At 58.3% G+C, this 18,524-nt stretch carries 13 protein-coding genes and 2 pseudogenes; 4 read left to right on the forward strand and 11 right to left on the reverse strand.

Features of this window, described 5'->3' with window-relative positions; all coding sequences use genetic code 11:
* Positions 1-7: 7 nt before the first annotated feature.
* Positions 8-1,255 (reverse strand): ISL3 family transposase, encoded by a 1,248-nt coding sequence (locus ACMX25_RS37810; protein ID WP_414948675.1) that lies wholly within the window; start codon positions 1,253-1,255, stop codon positions 8-10.
* Between ACMX25_RS37810 and ACMX25_RS37815 the strand changes: the two genes are divergently transcribed.
* Complete coding sequence (locus ACMX25_RS37815; RefSeq protein WP_414954395.1) at positions 1,254-1,580, forward strand: hypothetical protein; 327 nt, start codon at positions 1,254-1,256, stop codon at positions 1,578-1,580. The two genes, ACMX25_RS37810 and ACMX25_RS37815, sit on opposite strands and share 2 nt — an antisense overlap.
* A 237-nt stretch (positions 1,581-1,817) precedes the next feature.
* On the opposite strand, the gene proC is transcribed toward ACMX25_RS37815, so the two are convergent.
* The 3 genes from proC to ACMX25_RS37830 form a co-directional block, all read right to left on the reverse strand.
* Positions 1,818-2,639, reverse strand: a complete 822-nt coding sequence (gene proC / locus ACMX25_RS37820) for a pyrroline-5-carboxylate reductase (RefSeq protein WP_414954973.1) — start codon at positions 2,637-2,639, stop codon at positions 1,818-1,820.
* A gap of 64 nt (positions 2,640-2,703) precedes the next feature.
* The gene (locus ACMX25_RS37825) at positions 2,704-4,158 is read right to left on the reverse strand and encodes a TIGR00366 family protein (RefSeq protein ID WP_414954974.1); all 1,455 of its coding nucleotides are present in this window, start codon (positions 4,156-4,158) and stop codon (positions 2,704-2,706) included.
* 54 nt (positions 4,159-4,212) lie between these two features.
* Positions 4,213-7,602: a molybdopterin-dependent oxidoreductase gene (locus tag ACMX25_RS37830; RefSeq protein ID WP_414954975.1), complete on the reverse strand. Its 3,390-nt coding sequence runs from the start codon at positions 7,600-7,602 to the stop codon at positions 4,213-4,215.
* A gap of 135 nt (positions 7,603-7,737) precedes the next feature.
* Here ACMX25_RS37830 and ACMX25_RS37835 point away from each other — a divergent pair, with 135 nt between their 5' ends.
* Both ACMX25_RS37835 and ACMX25_RS37840 read left to right on the forward strand, forming a co-directional pair.
* A complete protein-coding gene (locus tag ACMX25_RS37835) occupies positions 7,738-8,409 on the forward strand; it encodes a GntR family transcriptional regulator (protein ID WP_414954976.1) in 672 nt (223 codons plus the stop codon).
* Positions 8,410-9,419: 1,010 nt separating this feature from the next.
* Positions 9,420-10,413 (forward strand): annotated as a pseudogene (locus ACMX25_RS37840) (IS630 family transposase).
* A gap of 110 nt (positions 10,414-10,523) precedes the next feature.
* On the opposite strand, the pseudogene ACMX25_RS37845 reads toward ACMX25_RS37840, so the two are convergent.
* The 7 genes and pseudogenes from ACMX25_RS37845 to ACMX25_RS37875 all read right to left on the reverse strand — a co-directional run bounded on the left by ACMX25_RS37845 (position 10,524) and on the right by ACMX25_RS37875 (position 17,480).
* Positions 10,524-11,684 (reverse strand): annotated as a pseudogene (locus ACMX25_RS37845) (PDDEXK nuclease domain-containing protein).
* On the reverse strand, positions 11,681-11,959 hold the full coding sequence (locus tag ACMX25_RS37850; RefSeq protein WP_414954977.1) for an HU family DNA-binding protein: 279 nt from the start codon (positions 11,957-11,959) through the stop codon (positions 11,681-11,683). Before ACMX25_RS37850 ends, ACMX25_RS37845 begins: the two are co-directional and overlap by 4 nt.
* Positions 11,960-12,556: 597 nt before the next feature.
* Complete coding sequence (locus tag ACMX25_RS37855; RefSeq protein ID WP_414954978.1) at positions 12,557-12,754, reverse strand: hypothetical protein; 198 nt, start codon at positions 12,752-12,754, stop codon at positions 12,557-12,559.
* The gene (locus ACMX25_RS37860; RefSeq protein ID WP_414954979.1) at positions 12,751-13,083 is read right to left on the reverse strand and encodes a PH domain-containing protein; all 333 of its coding nucleotides are present in this window, start codon (positions 13,081-13,083) and stop codon (positions 12,751-12,753) included. Before ACMX25_RS37860 ends, ACMX25_RS37855 begins: the two co-directional genes overlap by 4 nt.
* A 59-nt stretch (positions 13,084-13,142) precedes the next feature.
* Positions 13,143-16,715 carry an LPD7 domain-containing protein gene (locus ACMX25_RS37865; RefSeq protein WP_414954980.1) on the reverse strand — a complete coding sequence of 1,191 codons (3,573 nt, stop codon included), beginning with the start codon at positions 16,713-16,715 and terminating at the stop codon, positions 13,143-13,145.
* Between the two features lie 11 nt (positions 16,716-16,726).
* A complete protein-coding gene (locus ACMX25_RS37870; protein WP_414954981.1) occupies positions 16,727-17,092 on the reverse strand; it encodes a plasmid mobilization protein in 366 nt (121 codons plus the stop codon).
* Positions 17,073-17,480 (reverse strand): hypothetical protein, encoded by a 408-nt coding sequence (locus ACMX25_RS37875; RefSeq protein WP_414954982.1) that lies wholly within the window; start codon positions 17,478-17,480, stop codon positions 17,073-17,075. The genes ACMX25_RS37870 and ACMX25_RS37875 overlap by 20 nt, the downstream gene beginning before the upstream one ends.
* A 281-nt stretch (positions 17,481-17,761) precedes the next feature.
* Here ACMX25_RS37875 and ACMX25_RS37880 point away from each other — a divergent pair, with 281 nt between their 5' ends.
* Positions 17,762-18,229: an HMG-box domain-containing protein gene (locus ACMX25_RS37880; RefSeq protein WP_414954983.1), complete on the forward strand. Its 468-nt coding sequence runs from the start codon at positions 17,762-17,764 to the stop codon at positions 18,227-18,229.
* Positions 18,230-18,524: the final 295 nt, after the last annotated feature.

Genomic DNA, 18,524 nt, shown 5'->3' on the forward strand with positions numbered 1-18,524 from the left:
TGGTTCGTCAGTAAAAAGTGTGGGTGGATGGAGGCTCGGGAAGCTTGCCAAGTGCATGATAGAGCGCGATTTCTGTGGCTCGGAAGGTTCGGAAGCCGTACGCTTTTCTCATAGTGACTTTGGCCTTGTTGTTCAGCCCCTCGATGACGCCGCTGGAGAATTGCTTTCTGGCACGGAAGTAGTTGAGGATCAGCTCTCGGTGCGAGCGCACGGTCCAGGCAAACTTCTTCATCGGCTCGATGCGTGAGCGCATCACCTGCTTGCACCACTGGTCGAGGAACTTGCCCGCCCAGACAGGAGAGATGTAGTCCCAGAGTTGCTGGAATTCTTCTTTGAGCAGATAGGCACGTACGCTACGTAAGTTGTACTGGAGCAGCTCACGCAGGCGAACACGTTGTTTGCTAGTAAGGTTCTCGCGTCGCGCGAGCAGGCACCAGCGGGATTTTTTGAGAACAGGCTCATAGCCATCACGCGTCATGCGCCGGGCCTCATCGGCTCGCACCTCATCGATCGCTTTGTTCATCTTGGCAACGATGTGGAAACGGTCGAGGATGTTCAGGGCGTTCGGGCAATGACGCGCAATCATTTCGAGATAGGGCTTCCACATGTCGGAACACACGAATTCGACCCTCTCGCACAGCGGCTTGCCGATCAAGTCAAAGAACTTCGCGAAGCTTTCCTTAGTACGTTCCTGTCCGACCCAGAGCAGTCGCGTGCAGCCGGCCTCGATCTGGTAGACGAGCGTGAGGTACTGGTGCCCTCGGCCATACTGGATCTCGTCAACGCCGAAAGCGCGAATCGTCCCGAGCTCACGATGGTTCAGCCCCCAGTCGACGACCCATTCCACGGCATTGAAGACCTTCTCCCAACTGGTCCTGAAACTCAGCGCGGTTTCTTTGCACGACAGCTTACGAGCCCACTGGGCCAGAAACAGCATGTATGCCTTGGTCAACGTATGCTTGCCGATGGCCCACGGTACTGTCTCAACCTTTACGCCGCACTGACGGCAATCGACACGACGCATCGAATACAGCAGGATGACGGCAAAACCCCAGATCGGGATGAACTCGAAGCGACGTTCTCCGAGCGTATCGTAGCCGCTTGCGCGCTCGTTGCAGCACGAACAAACTGGTTTGGATCCTTTACGTGGGCGCACGTCAATCTCAATGGTCTGCGACCTTTCGCACAGCCGCGCCCCTTCATAAACGAAACCGCGGAAATGATGACAGGAATTGAGCAAGCGGGTCAAAAGCATGGCTAGCAAGCGAAAAATCGTCGGTAATACCGCCATTGTCACACCCGAATCAAGCGATCTTGAACGAGTCGTTCCCGACCTGCAAAACTGGCCCAAGTCCTGGAGCTTTGAGGAACAGGACATTCCGTTCGGACAGGATCTCGTCAAGATATTCACCCCGTATCTCCTGCATCTTCTGGACAGCGGTTACAGCCGGAAAACCCTGCGCCAGCATCGGGACTTCATCTGGATGCTCGGTGGTCGTCTCGTTGAAGAGCGGCAGCTTTACCGCGAACTCAGGAAGCTGGACGCCCGCTCAATACTGTTACGGTATATCGACGAGTAAGACGGTGGCCCGCTCCTGGATGACCGCTCTGAGCGCGAGCAAGGCCTCTTCGATGCCACCTGCCGAAAGCTATGCCGTTTCCTCAACGCCGCCTGAATCCATCGATTTCACCCACAGATTCCCCCGACCATCCAAAATTTTAGAAGGCAAAAATCGCAAAAGAGACGCTGGGATGAATTTCCGCGGAGCGGTGTCGCGACTGGTCACTGATTCTGGACAACGCATTCGCGCCCATCGCTAAGGCATGGGTTGATCCGGAGGCATCTCCCTCATTTCGATTGCGCGTGAGTAGGCATGCGAAATACCCTGCACAATGCTCTCGTTCACTTTTGATGTGTCAAACGAGGAGATCGCTGCAGCCGTGGTTCCGCCCTTGGACGTCACTCGCTGACGCAAGTCCTCCACTGACTGGTCGGAGCGAGCCGCAAGTTGCACGGAGCCCGCGAACGTGGCGAATACAAGGGCGCGGCCCTGCTTTTCATCCAGGCCAAGCCGCTGCGCCGCCGATTGCATCGCTTCCATAAAGTAAAACACGTAGGCAGGACCACTTCCGGAGATCGCCGTTACCGCGTCAATCTGCGCTTCGTCGTTCATCCAGACAACCTCGCCCACTGACTCCATGAGTGCAGTTACGCGCGCTCGCTGGGCGTCGGTGACGGCAGCAAGTGCGGTGAGACCCGTCACGCCCATGCCGATCATCGCGGGCGTGTTGGGCATCGCCCGCACAACGCGGTCGTACCCGCCTAACCATTGGGCGATATGAGCCGCGCCGACCCCGGCAGCGATACTGATGACCAGTTGGTCACTCAGAATTGGCTTCAACTCTTCGCACACGCGCGGGAGTATTTGCGGCTTCACCGCCAGGACGATGGTATCGAAGCTGTCTAACGCGCCGTCGATACAGCTTCCCGTGCGTATATCGAAAGTGCGGGAGATGCGCTCGCGCGCCGATTCGTCCGGGTCTATTGCGTACAGGCTGCTCGGAACAAACGCCTGCTTAATAAGTCCGCCTATGATGGCGGATGCCATGTTGCCACTTCCAATGAATGCAGCTTTCAAGTTTCACCTCGTGATGACCGGGCGGCCCTTGGCGGACCGCCGGAAAGATGGGTTGAGCATTGACTCAGTGAGCCGGAATAAAAGGCGCGGTATAGGCGAATGTGGGCATCAGTATCGCTGCCACGATGACGACAAGTGGGAAATGCACAAAGAACTGCATGGCGGTGTAACCAACAAGATCTTTGGACTTGAGCCGCAAGATTCCGAGCAGCGGCAACATCCAGAACGGATTGATGAAGTTGGGAAGCGATTCGGTGATGTTGTAGACCATTACAGTCCAGCCAAGGTGAGCATGCAACTGATTGGCTGCGGTCATGATGTAGGGGGCTTCGATCACCCATTTACCGCCAGCGGAAGGGATGAGGAATCCGAGCACCGATGAGTAGAGGCTGACCAGAACGGAGAAGACGCTGGAATCACGACACATGCTGACGAACCAGTGAGCAATGGAATCGGACAGAGTGCGATTGTCGGCATTGACGACCTTCGTCAGCATGAAGCCGATGCCGCCATAGAACGGGAACTGAAGCAGCACACCGCCCACGCTGGGCATGGCACGCACGAAGCTTTCAAGGAAGCTGCGCGGCCGCCAGTGAAGTAGCAACCCTAGCAGAAGGAAGAGGAAGTTGTAGGTGTTTAATTGTGAGAGTGCGATGAGCGGATTTCCGGACTTGAATGTTTCCCATACCCAGCCGCTTGCCAAAACTACAACGACGACCGTCAACAACGGATGAAACTCGAGAAAGTCGCCCGGGCGTTTGCGCTGGAATGGGGTGAGCTTATCCTCATCGAGATTGATACCAAGATCTTCAGCAGTCCTGGCCTTGGCGTCGCTCGGTGCAGTGAGGTAACAGACTATCGCCGAGACGACCGTCACGAGCACCACGATGACAAAGTTCTGCCATGTCAGGATGGTGTCGCCAAAGCCAATCACACCAGTGATTGGCATCAATGATGCGGGAATGCTGGCCGGAGTGGCTTGCAATTGTGCCGCCGAAGAGCTCATTCCCAGCGTAAATCCGCAGCCAAGACTGAGGTATGCCGCGGCGCCAGCGGCGCGATAGTCGAGGCGAAAGTCCTTGCGCCGCGCCATCTCCCGAACTAGCAGACCGCTATAGATGAGAGCAAGGCCCCAGTTGACGAGTGACAACGCGATGCTCAACACACCAATAAACACCACGGCTCCGCGCGCCGTTTTCGGCAACCGCGCCATCCAGCGCAGCAGACGTGAAACGGGTGGCGACATTGCGAGGACGTAACCGGTCACAGCGACCAGCGCCATCTGCATCGTAAATGGAATGATGCTCCAGAAACCGTCGCCGAACGCCTTGCTAACAGCCAGAGGAGATCCGCCGTGTGCGATGACAGCAAGCGCTACCACCGCGCATGCCGCGACCACAAACACGTAGGCATCAGGAAACCATCGTTCCGCCCAACGGACGATGGTGAGTGAAAGACGTTCCAGAAATCCCGTAGAAGTACTACCTGATGTTGCGTGGTCCGTGGCTTTGGTTGACATGTGCTCTCCCCTTAGCGGGCTTGTTGGCTAAAAAGTGGGTAACTGGTAAAGCAGTCAGCGGCGAAGTACGAGTGGTGTGATCGGCACCGCACGACAGGTAAGACAACTTGTTGGCGGCCCGTCGTAAGGCGACAGGTGCACGACCTCGCCCGACACGATCTGCATCTCACAACTCTCGCACTGGCCTACGCGACAGCCGCTAGGCAGGCCGATGCAGGCTTCATCGGCGGCGTCGAGCAAGGTTCCAAGCTCCGGTTTCCAGTCGAAGCCCCTCACCTGGCCTTCAATACGTACCAACTGCGGTTTCAGCGTGTCCGGCACGCGTGTTTCTGCGCTAAAGGTCTCTGCGAAGATGTCAAAGCGTGGAATGCCCCGTTCGGCAAGACCGTCACGTGCCTTCTCGAGAAACGTGGGCGAGCCGCACAGATAGGCCAGCGCCTTCCCCCGTACGAAATTCTCGTCAATCCATCCAAAATCCGGGCCGTGTGCGTAGTCGTAATCGACTCCGGGCCGGTCAGTTGGCAACGCGTCCCAGTACACGGTGATGACCCTTACCGTGGGTAGCGCACAAGCGAGTTCGCGCAGGCGCCGCCCAAACGGATGCATGCGCCCGTTGCGGCATATATTGATAAGTAAAACATCTGGGACAGGTACGCGGCGTTGCACGAGCGCCTCGAGATACCCGACAAACGGTGTGATGCCGATACCGCTGCCCATCAGGATGACAGGGCGGCGTGTTGAGGTCGGCAGTGTGAAAATGCCGGATGGCTGCGTGAGATACACCGTGTCGCCAATGACCAAACCGTGAATACGAGACGACATCATTCCATCCGGCTTACCATTGGCGCACGCAAGGCGCACGCCAATACTCAAGGCCTCGGGAGACAGGTTCGACCCTGTCAACGAATAGGCCCTGCGCGTATCGAAGCCGGGAAGCGAGACAATAACGTGCTGGCCGGGAAGGTAGTCGGGCAGCGGACCGCCATCGGCGGGTGAGAAACCTAGCGCGACAATGTCGTCCGCTTCGAGTGTTCGTGAGACAAGCTTGAATTCGCGACGACCCTCCCAGCGGCCCCGATTCATCCGTGTTTCGCGAGAGATTCGACAGAGGGTGGCCCGAAGCGGCACGGAACCACTCACCGGATCACGCTCGGCGTCGGACAAAATGTCATTCACGTTAAAGGAAGCTGCGCCGTTGGCGTGAGCGTCAGTCAAGCCTAGTGGCTCACATCCTTGCCACCAGCCGAATTCGGCGACAGCGACGTCGTCATGCAGGTTCTCGTCAACTCTTGCCTGCAGCGTAACGTGCCCGGACGGGGTGGAGAGTCGAGTCCAGTCGCCGTTACTGATCCCGTGCCGCAAGGCGAGTCGCTTGCTGATCTGCACCAGCGGTGCCGGCGATTTTCTTCGGAGCGACGCAACGTGCCGATGCGAGGTGTGGACAAACCATCCGCTCTTCGCCGTCGTGAGAACCACCGGATAGTCTGCGGCGAGTTTCTCGTTCGATGGTGAGTGCGCCGGTTCGACATAACGGGCAAGGGGCGGCTGGCCAACTCCGAGCAGCGCTTCCGAGTACAACTCGACTCGACGGGAGGGTGTGTGAAAGCCGCGAGCTTCACCCTCGGCGTTGCGTTTTTCGAATTTCCGGAAGCTGAAGGGCTGAGGAAACCGGAGCCCGTCGGGATTGGCCCGCAGATCACTGACAGTGATGCCAAGGGGTTCGAGTTGATAATTCCAGCCGGCCTCGATACTGCCCCCGAAGAAAGCGCTATCCATCCCAAGCCGGGTTGCGAGTGCAAAGACGATGTCGTAGTCGGCACGGCACTCGCCAAGTGGCTTGAGCATCTGTTGACGCAACTGGACGTGCTCAACCGCCGCCTGAGTGATTTCAAATCCAAATTTCATCGCCTCGCGTTCCCACGGCATGCTCGCCGGCAAAACGATGTCCGCGTTTTCGGCCGTCGGGTTCATGAACATATCCACGTGCACGTGGAAGTCGAGGGCGCGCAGCGCGCGTTCGTTGCGGGCCGAGTCCGCTTGGGAAACAAGGAAGTTCGAGCCGAAGCTCATCAACGCATGCACGGCATAAGGCGCTTTTTCGAGGACGGCTTTCGCAAAGTCCCGAGCGGTAATCCAACCGTGACGCGGCGGCCCCAGTGGCAAATCTTTCAGACCCAAGGCTTTCGCACGTTGCTCCGGCGCGAGCAGCGTCTGATAGTCGCTGACTCCCCGGTACGGCGGCGCGACGGTCCAGAGGTTGCCCCCTTCCCGGTCACACGCGCCCGTCAGTGCGTACAAGCTTGCAACCGCCCGCTCGGTTTGCGTCGCATTGGTATGCTGCCCGAGTCCGGTCCATGCGTGATATGACAGTCGCGGCTTGCCGGCGAACAGTTCATTGAATTCCTGAATCTGCGCAGAGTCGGCCCAGGTGATGTTGGTGACCCGCTCAACGGTGTATTGGCTGACCTCTTTTGCGAGCAGTTCCAGGACCGTCGAGTAACGTCTCACGCGACCGAACTTGTCTGTTGCTTTACCTTGCGCACGCAGACGCAGCGTTTCGTCAGCAGCTCGAGTCAGGTCGGAGGAACGTAATTCGCCTTCTGTCGTCACTATCATGAAGCTAGATTCTTGAGAGTCGTCCCAGAACTCGCGCGCACGCAATAGCAAGCCCGAATCTTCATCGACAAGCATTGGGGCGTTTGTCCAGCGGCTCGCAAAATCGTGGTCGAAGCTGTTGGTCTCGATCAGGTGTCGCACAGCGCCTAAGGCGAGCGCGCCGTCTGAGCCTGGCCGGACGCGGATCCAGAGGTCCGCGTGCTCGGCCGATCCATCGATCTTCGGATCGACGACGATGACCTTGGCGCCTCGCTGCCGGCTGGCGGCAATACGGGAGGCCTGGGCAAGCCACGTCCTGGCCGGGTTATGGCCCCACAGAACAACGATGTCGGTGTGCTCGAGGTCCGGCACGCCGATACCACGGCCGAAGGTCAACGCGTGCGCATAGTCCTTGTGCCAACCGCAGACTTCAACGGCGTAAATCAGGTTCGGACTGCCGAAGCATCTGACAAAACGCTCCACCCATTCGAAGCTGTCCACCATCGGAGTACCGCTTGGCGTTGTGACTGCAAACGCCACGGACTCCGCGCCGTGTTGCGCGCGAATGTCGGCAAGACGTGATGCGACCTCATCGAGCGCGGCATCCCACGAAATTTCTTCCCATTCCGAATGCGCGGCCCCGCGTGCCGATGTGCGCCTGAGCGGCTTTGTCATCCGCAGGGGACTTTCGACCTGCTCCGGCGCGGATCGACCTTTTGCGCACAGGGCGCCGCCGGTCGGGTGATCGGCATGCGGAGAAACCTTGATCAGGCGTCCGTTTTCCACGTGATTCACCGACCCGCAGCGAGACCTGCAGAGCGTGCAGTAACCGACCAGCTTTTCTTCCATACCCGTTCCAGACGATAGTAATGCGTGACGCATTACAGCATAGAAAAAAATGTGGCGCGTCACGCATTACGACACTTCGGTGTAAACTCTAATCACCGATAAAACTGGGGTCAGACGAAGATGGAGACAAATGGCGTGGCGGAATGGCTGTCGACGGGCGATGAGATGCAGGATGCGAATCTGAGATCATCGATTTTGCAGCGCATCCGTTTTGGCATCGTCTCGGGGAAAATCAGTCCAGGCGAGATCCTGACTGTGCCGACGGTAGCGAAAGCCTGGGGTGTTTCGTCTACGCCAGTTCGCGAAGCCTTGCTTGAATTAAGCAGTGCCGGTTTGATAGAGCCGCTGCGCAATCGCGGTTTTCAGGTATGTGTGCCTTCGGCGAGTGATCTGGGCGATTTGTTCGCTATTCGCGTCCAGCTCGAGTTGTTTGCAGTTGCCCTCGTGCAGGAAATGCCTGTCCCGGAGAAGACTTCTTTGTTGGACTTCGCTCAACAGATTGCCGGCGCCGTCAAATCCGGAGACACCATTGCTTATCTCGCGGCCGATCGGGCCTTCCACTTTACGTTGGCTTCGCTGAGTAACAACCCCCGTCTGACAAGCATGATCATGGATCTGCGAGACAACATGCGGCTGTACGGAATAGAGTCGGAAGTCGGTCTTGAACGCCAGGCATCGTCGGTGGCCGAACACTTTGAGCTCGTAGAACTCGTTGCCGCTCACAAGTTGGAGAAAGCGGCGGACCTCCTGCGCCGCCATATTCTCGATTGGGAACCAGTATTCCTTGCCGTTATCGATGGTTCTTGATCGTCTGCGCCTTCAGCGGAAGCCGCGCGTTGCCTGCACCAACGGATGGCGTTTGGTACCGAAGCTGAGCAATGTAAGCCATTGTCATCTGCACGCGCTACGCGTCGTCCCATCACTTCGCTGCCGGGAATTCCGATAGATCCGCCTTGCCCCCGAAACGGTTTCTCAAGGTACGCGACCGAGCCAAGCTGCGAACTTACGGCCAGACTTGAACGACTTCGTGTCACCATCGTTGCTACCGCTGTCGGCGCTTGGATCACGGGTCTCTGCTCTGCCTGTTCAACGTCGTGCCGCGTTCGGCTACGAAACGTCATTCGGCAATCATTGTTGATAGCTAGAGACGGCCGTTCCACGAAGCAAAGCGGTTCGTCGATACGGTAACGGTGACGACAGCAGTCCCCGAAATGATAGCCGAGCACTTCGAGGCGAAGCAGTCACAGATGTCGTCAAGAACTTTAACTCGCGTTCAGGGATGGCAAGCTGGTGGTATTAGGCAGCACCAATGGGCATCGGCAAGGCGACAACCCTGCGCAAAGCCCAAGATCGTTGATCGAGACAAGAAGAAGGGAATCCTGGTCTGCTAAGTCGCCGTCGTTGGACGGCGGCTCGCTTTCTCCCAGCACGCTAAGCATTAGTCATCTCATCTGTGAAGTTTGCTGCAGACGTCTTGCCAGCATTAAACCAAGGTCCTATATCGGATAGCTCCAACTATCCGCCCCTTCGTTTCTGACTCTCGTGGCACGCCGACCGCCGACAACACTCTGGAAGCGCTTCGAATCTACCTTTCGTCCGAGATTGGCAACCTTCATATTAGCGCGGCCCTGCTTGCTTGCTCGGCAAACGCGATCAACAGCCGCTCAATTCATCGGCGTTTGCAGCCGCCTCACAGGTGCGTTTGTACTTTGAAAACTCCACAAATATCCGGCTATTATTGATATTTCTGTAAAACATGACAACCAATCGGAGTCCTGTGCGATATATCTTCAATGAACTGTCTGGAGGTATGGGGCATGGTCAAGAGAAGATCGGACGAGGCGACAAGGAAGCGATTGCGTGCAGGGAGACTTCTGCTCAGGGGGAAAAAGCCTGCCGAAGTCGCACTCGAAGCGGGCGTGGCCCGGCAAACCGTGTACACGTGGAAGGCCTTGCTCGATGAAGGCGGAATCGATGCGCTGCGCTCGGTGCCGTCGAGAGTCCGTCCGGGCAGACTGGACGAGTCCCAGCTGGAAGGCTTGCGCCGAGCCATTCTGCAAAAACCTACCGAGCACGGCTTTGGTACAGAGCTTTGGACGCTCAAGCGCGTGGGGGTGGTTATCGAACGGCTGTACGACGTCAAGTTCGGCCAAACGCAAATCTGGCGAATCCTGGGCGCCTTGGGTTTTAGCGTGCAAAAGCCTGAGAAGCGCGCCATCGAGCGCGACGAAGATGCAGTGCGTAGCTGGAAACGCAGTACCTGGCCCGCTCTCAAAAAAAAGCCCGGCGAGAAGGCCGACTGATCGTCTTTGTGGACGAGTCCGGCATCAGCGAGCGCCCCACGTGCGTGCGCACCTGGGCGCTCAAGGTCAGACGCCCGTCATCCAGTTTCACTTCAACTGGAATCACGTTTCGGTGATTGCCGGACTCACGCACACCAACTGTTTGTTCAGGCTGCACGAGGGCAGCATCCGCAAGGAAGAGATCGTCGAATTTCTCAAAGCACTCAAGGCCCATCTCAAGCAACCTCTGCTGGTGATCTGGGATGGTTTGAAGGCACATCGCAGCCGCTTGGTGCGCGACTATCTCGATGGGCTGAACGGGCACATTCAGATTGCTTTTCTTCCCCCGTATGCCCCCGACCTCAATCCCGTCGAATATCTGTGGGCGTGGCTCAAGCGACACGCACTGGCCAACTACTGTCCCAACGATCTGGGCGAGTTGCACGCCACCGCTCGCAACAAACTCAAGAGCGCTCAAAAGCGACCCTCGATCATTGCGGCGTGCTGGATGCAGGCTACGCTCTGGTGATGTCATAAATTATGGAAGTCTCAATAAGATAACTATCCTTATCTTAAGGGGCCGGTTTTCTGCCTAAACTGGCGGATATGGAGACGCTTAACCGTTGGACCTGACGATGCTTACGACGCCCCGGTACGCCGGTCCAGTTTCGCTGTAGTGCGCTCCAGCTCCCGCGCGATCAATGCCTCATCTGGCAACACTGTCTGGTATTCCGCCGCGAGAATCTTGTTTGGCAGGTTGTCCAGCGCGTAGTGTGCTTCGGCCGCACCCTTTTCGGCGCAAAGGATCAGACCAACAGGTGGATTCTCCCCAGGTTTCATCCAGTGCTCGCGGGCGTAGTTCAGATAGAGATGCATCTGCCCGGCGTCCGCATAGCTGAAGCGACCGACCTTGAGATCGATGATGACCAGACATCTCAAACGTCGATGAAAAAATACCAGATCGACCCTGAACCACGTGTCATCGATTCTCAAGCGTCGCTGCCGGCCGACGAAAGCGAAGTCGTCGCCGAGTTCCAGCAGGAAATCTGCCAGATGCTGGATCAGTGCCTCCTCAAGATCCGACTCCGAGTACTCGTCCTTGATGTCGAGAAACTCAAGTACAAACGGGTCCCGAATCGCCTCCTCCGGCGGCGTGAGTTGATCACCCGGCTGTACATCAGCGGCTTTCCTGAGCAGGGCCGCCTTGTTACGCGACAGTGCCAGCCGCTCGTAAAGCTGGCTACTGATCTGGCGGTCGAGCTGACGCACCGACCAGCCTTCGCGCAAGGCCTCTGTTTCATAGAAAGCGCGAGCGGCCCCTGTCTTCACTGACAGCAGACGCACATAGGCCGACCACGGCAACGTAAAACGGGTGCTTAGCGCCATGTAATCGGGCGCCGTTGTCGTGGTGTCGACGACGTCTTTCGCAGGCCGCGATTTTCCAGACGCCGTCTGGACATTTACTGGGGCTGAAGATTTTCCAGACACCGTCTGGAAAATCTCAGCCGCGGGCCAGGCGAGATAAAAGGCCCGCATGCTGGCTAGATTGGCCTTGCCGAATCCGCGTCCGAAACGGCGCGTCAAGTCGTCCGCGAGTCGCTCGATGAGCGCCTGCCCCTAGCCGGCGCGCGCCAGGCCGCCCTGCTCAGTGCCGACGATCCGCCGCCCGATCTCCCAGTAGGCAGCGGTCATCACGGCATTGACGTTGCGTGCCGCCGTGCGTCGCGCCGACTCGACCACGCTGATCAATTCCTTGTGCAGCCCGGCATAGTCGCCGGGCGCGATCACCGGCTTCGTCATGACGCGTTCACAGCGTCCTTGAACGCCTTGCCGGCCGTAAACTTGGCCGTCTTCGCTGCGGCAATCTGGATTTCGGCTCCCGTCGACGGGTTGCGGCCGGTGCGTGCAGTCCGCTGCCCCATCGAGAACGATCCGAAGCCGACCGGTTGCACGCCGCCGCTGGCGGTCACCGCGCGCGTGATGACGTCCAGCACTGCATTGATGGCTTCGCCGGTGGCGGTCTTGCTGTCGCCAGTGCTGGCGGCGACAGCGTCGACGAGATCCTGTTTGTTCATGGACAGCCCTGTTCAGTGAGTGAAACCCGCACCCTACCCCATCGTACCTCGCACAGGCAAACCCGGCGCAAACGTGACGCGGGCCGATACCAACGCGATGCAGGCGCCCTTCGCTCCCCTCGCGCTTCCCGATCATCATCGCTACCCCACAAGTGCACTGCTCCGGGTCCGTCCAAGTCTGATAACCGTTACTATCAGACCTGGTGCCGGTGTCAAAAACCATCGCGGAGGTACCCAGTACAACATCCCGTAAATAAGTTGAATATTTAGCGGTCTTTTTTTATCGTGGCGGGATGAGCCGAGGCCGTCATGCAACGCCAGTGAAGCTGGCGAAGAAAGAAAGACAGGAACTGCTATCACTGATCGGACGATCAGGATCCGATTGTTGTGGCTCGTCTGACTGAGCTCGGCCGCAATCTTAACGGTGCAGCCTTTCGCAGCCACAGTGGCCGATGGGAACCTCTGCCAGGTTCAGGCCCGCTCGATGAGATGGCTCAAATCGTCGTCACGCTCCTGGAGCCTTATTTACAGCCAGATAATTATTAAACCTATTTACGGGATGTTGTACTAGACAGGATCAATGCACCAATTTCACAGTTAGATACGGCCCATATTGACTTCCCGCACGCCTTTTACATCGCGCAATGCGATCGCCGCGCGGTTGAGCTCGTTGTGCAATTGTTCCGCTTCCTTCATCCGGGGCAATCGCCACACTGGGTTGTTCGAATCGCTCGTCATCACGACGACTGCGCCGATTCCGAACATGCGTTGCCACCAGGGATGAACTGAGGTCACGTCTTGAATCCTGAACACTCGACGCTCTGAACCGTTCTATTGAGGATCCCCTTGCGACAAGTGATCCGTTCCACATCGATCTCAAACTCGGTGAATTTGACCTGCAGATACGCGAGTCCGATGCCGCCAAGCACCAGAAGGACAGCGAGCACGGGAATGAACCATGGCACGGGCCACTGGGTTGACGCATATCCGAAACCGATACCAATGGTCAAGATGGCAACCGCGCCTTTGATGAAGGCCGGCAGGTTAATAAGCTGCGACGGCGTGCCCCGAAATATCACTGCGTTAATAGGTTCGCTTCTCGGAACGATGCCATAACGTGCCATAGGTTTTTGCCTTTAAATTGTGCTTTCTTTCGCGCGACCGAACGTGGCCGTGCCGGTGATTATCGATCAAGCTCGGGCTGATCAGGCTCGTCCGAGCCGCGTTCTGGGTCGTCGTTCTGTCTCAGCTGTTCCGATGCGCCGGGCGCGTCCGGCTTTGAAGTGCGCGCAGGCAATTCGTCACGCTCCTGACGACGCACGGCGTCATCCCGCTCGCGTTCAAGTGCGCGCCGGTCATCTGCCTCGGCATCCAGTTCGGCGCGCCGCGCATGCAAGATGCCGCTCGACACCTCATCATCAAAATCCACATTCATGCACGCCTCGGCCGCGACGCGCGCAGCTGCCATCTTGAATTCCTCGGGCCCGGTAAGCGTGAGCGTCGGCCCGAACTTCTGTTGTGCAAGGCTTAGACCTATCTCGATCGCATCGCGGTCCTGGACCCACATCCGCACGGTGCGGCCTTCGTCGACCATTAGCGCCGCGCCATCGCGCTTGTAATCGACATTGCCGTTTTCCTGTACATAATGCGTGATGATCGGGCCGCCATAGATGATTTCGTTCAGCTCGCTGGCGCTGACCCGGCGGCTCGCTCCGAACGCAATTCCGGTGCTCTCGCGGTCGTCGCCCGTTCGCGGCGTTGTCTGCGTTGTCTGCGTTGTCTGCGTTGTCTGCGTTGTCTGCGTTGTCTGCGTTGTCTGCGTTGTCTGCGTTGTCTGCGTTGTCTGCGTTGTCTGCGTTGTCTGCGTTGTCTGCGTTGTCTGCGTTGTCTGCATCCTTCTCAGCTCACGCAGTGCCCGCACATTACCGAGTTGCGCCTGTTCCTGCAGGAAGTCCCGGTACTGGTCCGTCAACGGCCGTCGCATCGCCGCTTTTAATGCATCCCGCTCGCGTGCGATCTGTTTTCGCAAGACGGCCTCAGCTTCAATCCTCTCCACGCGAGCCACTGACACCGCACCACGGCGCGCGGCCGACGACATAGCACTGTTGTCGACGACCGCACTGCGTTTCGCGTAAAAGGTCGATTTAATCGCATTGCGCCGGGCTTGCTCACGAGCACCCTGCTCCAGCCATTCGGCACGCAATGCATCGCTGTACTGCTTCCGAAAGTCCTGAAACTCGCTCCACAGATCCTGCTCCGGCGTGCGACGGGGTGCATGCGCGGGATCGAGTCCGGTCTGCGCCCGGTATTGCTCGCGCATCAACTGGGCGGCTTCCGACCACGGCAAATTCATCTCCTTCGTCAGAAAATCCGAGACATTCAGGTTGCGCGAGCCGGCCTGAATCCGGTCGCTACCGTCGCGCCCCTTCGTGATCTGATATTTACCGACGACCAGTCCGTGCGAGTGCGAAAGAGCCGCGAGAAGCCGGTACGCATCGAGCGTGGCTTTGATCTCTTGAAACTCCGAGCGCGTAGCATCGTTGCGTGCCGCACGGGCTTCAGCCAGGTCCCGTGCAAACTGGTCGCGCACCGAATCGGCTTGCCGTCCGGTGGCGGACTGCGGGGAGATCGTTAGTTGCGATATGGCGCCACCAGGTTGCAATACGTTGACGTCGCGAGGCGTCGCGACCGCCGGCATGCCGCGTGAGGCTTCGGCGGTGCTCGGCGGGCCGCCAAAGGACTCATCAGCCCCATCAGCGCCATCGAAACGGTATGGGTGATCCGCAACGCCCGGTGAATTGGGCGACGCCATGCGCGACCGTCCACCGCTTGAGTCGCTCGAGCCACCAAGCCCACCGCCAATCCCGCCAGCCTCGCCGCCTTGAGCACCGGCCGCTGGGCCGCCAAACGAAACCGACGCAACACCACCCAGCGACTTGACCTGAGCCAGACTGCGCGGCTCAGTGTCCGGGTCGAAATCGCGGGGGAGCTTGCCACCGCCTTTGAGGCCAAACTTTTCTCGTGCGAATTTTTCCGCGCTCGTGGCAATGAGCCGTGCGCGCTCTTCACTGTCCGCGTGCTCATACGCCGCATACATCCGCTCAACCACCGTGCGCCAGCCTTCGCCGCGCTCCGCCAACGGCTCTTTGCGGGGCTCGCTTGATACGTCGTTTGACCCGTCGCTTGATTCGTCACCCCATCCGTTGCTTGATCTCTCGTCTGATGCATCCCCTACTCCTCCTTCTCCATCGCGATCGCGAGGCCGTCGCAGTGCGTCAACTCCGTCGGCTCCGTCGTCTTCCACGTGAACATGTGCAGAATCCGACAGTAGCATTTCACTTCGCGCGGCGCCGCCATCCACACGCCGGCCGGGCACACCTCGCATACCGTCGATGGATTCGGCCGACGGCCCGGGTCGATCGAACTCAACGTCATCGTCACGATCCGTTCCGGCTCGCCACCGGCCGAAGAGTCCTTGTTCAATGAGGCCTTGTTCGACGAGCGTTTCGTGCTCCCGCTCGAGCGCCGACCAGTCTCGGCTCCATTCTCGGCCCCACTCGGTTTGCCCTCGCTCTCGTGCGGCCTCTCGTGAATCTCGTGGATCACCCCATCCTCGTCGATCACCGGAGCCAGGGTGTCCAATTCCTCGCCATGGCTGCCATTGCCCGAATCGGTCGTCTCGTCGCGAGCTGGTTCGTTCTTCTCTGCCATCGTGCCCTCCAAATGGTTGGTAAAAGCGCGCCTCGCGCTCGATCAGGATGTGCCGTTGTTCTTCCGGCGAGGCCTTCTGATACACGGTGTAAAACGGGCTGCCGCTATTGAGATATTTGGCTTCGAGTGCACGCACCTCATGCCATTCGCGCAACGCCTCAAGCATCGCGGTCGGCGTCTCGCGAGGCACGCCGGGTATCTCGTATTTCGCGTTCAGACTAGCGACCAAGGCCTCGCGTTTCGCAACGGCGTCCAGTTCGACGAACTCGCGCGTGAACACGTACTCCTTGAGGTTGACGCCCTTCGCGTCCCCTGCCCGTTTAACGTTCTCGTATTCGCGGCTTCGCCCTGCGTTGCGTGTACGTGTCTCGCCAAACTCGGCAAGAAGCGCCTGAAAGTCTGCGTACTGGGTAATACCCCGCGTCATCATGGCATCGAGAATGGAAGCCTTCAGCTCGCGGTTCGCCCCCGCAAACACGTCGCCCTTGTAGCGACTGATCATCTCCGACGCGTCATTGAATTCAGCGCGCCGGTTGTCTTTCGGGCTTGCCAGCCCGAACCGGCTGTTGGTGTGTTCCTGAAACGCCTCAAGGAATCGTACCTGCCGATCGACCAGGCCGAACGGATCAAGCCGCTGCCCGGTGAGCAGGTTCACCTTCGGCAGCACGATATGGACGTGAACCTTCCGCTCGATCGGGTCACCGCTTCGTCGATCGGCGTAACTCTTTAGACGTGGAACGTGGGCTTCGGCATAGAAAGCGTATTCGTCTCGCCGAAAAGCGGACATCGCAAACGCTTCGAAATCGCGAACAACTTGCTCCAGCACATCGCGTGATACTTCGTCCTCTTTAAAAGAGAGCGTGATATTCAGATACCGTTCCGAATCCGTCTCGATCGACTGAATAATTTCGTTGGTCAGATCAAGATCACCCGCAAGAATCACCCGCTCATCCATTTCATCACGATTAAATTCACGATCTTTCTTCTGGCCTTTTTCCAGATACTCTTTAATGCCGTCGTGATAGCCGCGGATGCGAATGAGCATGATGGATCCGCCTATTCGAATTGGGCCAGGGTGGCCTTCAAATAACGCGAAATCATTTGCAATTGATCGAGGATTTGCTCGCAGGTCGCCTCAGACAGCTTGCCGCGCACGTGCTCGGAATTCGCGCGATGCGCGAGCTGATTGAGGTTGTTGCTGGTCTTGTTGAACACGTACAGCAGACGCTTGCGGTCGTCGCTCGCCTTCGGGCGCGCAATCACTTGTGTGCGATTGGTCAGCACGGCCTGGCGAAAAAACTCGGATTGAGTCAGGCCCGACGCGGCAACTTTCTCAAGGTACGCAGCTCGGTCCGCTTTCGACAGCCGGAATGCGATGGGCTTCCCGAGCCCCACACCACCGTTACGCTTCGTGCGTGGCATCCGCCCCCTCCCGCGCTTCACGGGCCTTCTCGGTTTGGATTTCCCGATAGAGCCGGTTCACGTTCGCCTTGGCAAGCGCCTTCTTCGAGAGCGCTGGAGGAATGCCCAGATGCATCTCCAACGCATCGACCGCGTCCGCTCGATGAAAACACGGGCTGGGATCTTCGACTACATTGTCCTCAATCGAAAGCCACACCTCGCCTTCTTCGATCGTCTGACCCAGATGCGCGATGCTCCGTTCATCGGCTTCTGCCTGCCTTAACAGCGCGCGTGCCGTCTCGCGATCCGCGATATCAACCTCCATCACGATGACCATCTTGTCGTCGTCAAAGCTAGGGTTGTCGCTCTGCGCGACCTCGACCACGATCTTCACCAACTCCGATTTCATCGGCGCTCCTGTGGGGTTCAGGAGGCGGCAGTGGCCGCCGGGGTTTCAAAGGGGAGCGCCCCTTTGGCACGGATATTTTGCACGATGCGTAGCAGCGTGTAAACATATCAGACGTGCCTCGCTCCACTACCGACCTCACTTAAACACTGCGAAAATAACGCGAAACTGTGCAAATGGCTTCCGAGAAAACGCGAACGACTGCGACCGTACGCGAAACTGGTTGAAGCAGACGCGAAATCTCGATAATGTTCTGGCAATGTGGTCACTGCCCCGGTCACCCCGTGAAAACCGCCGAATATCTCAAAAGCATCAAACCAGGATCACATCTATCGGCCCTTCGGGCCTTCCACACCGACATCGTCGAACTACGCGTGGCAGGATGCACGCTTGCTCAAATCGTCGAATTTCTTCGCCTTAATGGCCTGACCATCACGCTCTCCAGCGTCGGCAAGTACCTTCAGAAACACGCTGTCCTTGCAACGTCACCATCAGCCCCGCTGCACACGCTTCCCCGAAACACCCAAACGCCGCTCGTCGCTTCGCAATCCGCACCGCAGAATCCCGGCGCTTCCGCACCGCCCGGCTTCAAGAGCACCGAACAGTTGAGGGCGGAGAATCCAACCCTTCCCCGTACACAGATCAACAAGCTGTACGCGCAGCAGTACAACCAGCCTGTACTGACTGCCGACGAGATAGAAGACCTTAAAAGGAAATATCCACCGCCCGCACCCCGGACTGCGGGGACATGAACCGAATCGCCCCGCCGCGCTGCGTCGGGTCGGGCCGCTCCCCATGCATCCTGCCTGCATGGGTCCCTGTGGCCCTCGATCCGGGCGCGCAGGCGCGCGCCAATCCGCGTGGCGGTCGTCAAGCGCAGCAAAGGGCTTTCAGAAAAGACGCGGTATTCAGGGTTTTACTGCCGTGCCGTTAATGAGGCTAGCTGGCTGGTCCTCCGACCCGTCGGCGTGTGTTTTCAGAACCGGGCCTGGCGTTACCCTGCGGCCTCGGTTCCCTTTTTTGCCCACACGACATGCAGGGCGCAAA

Source organism: Caballeronia eucalypticola (genome assembly GCF_047608185.1).
Classification (GTDB): Bacteria; Pseudomonadota; Gammaproteobacteria; order Burkholderiales; family Burkholderiaceae; genus Caballeronia.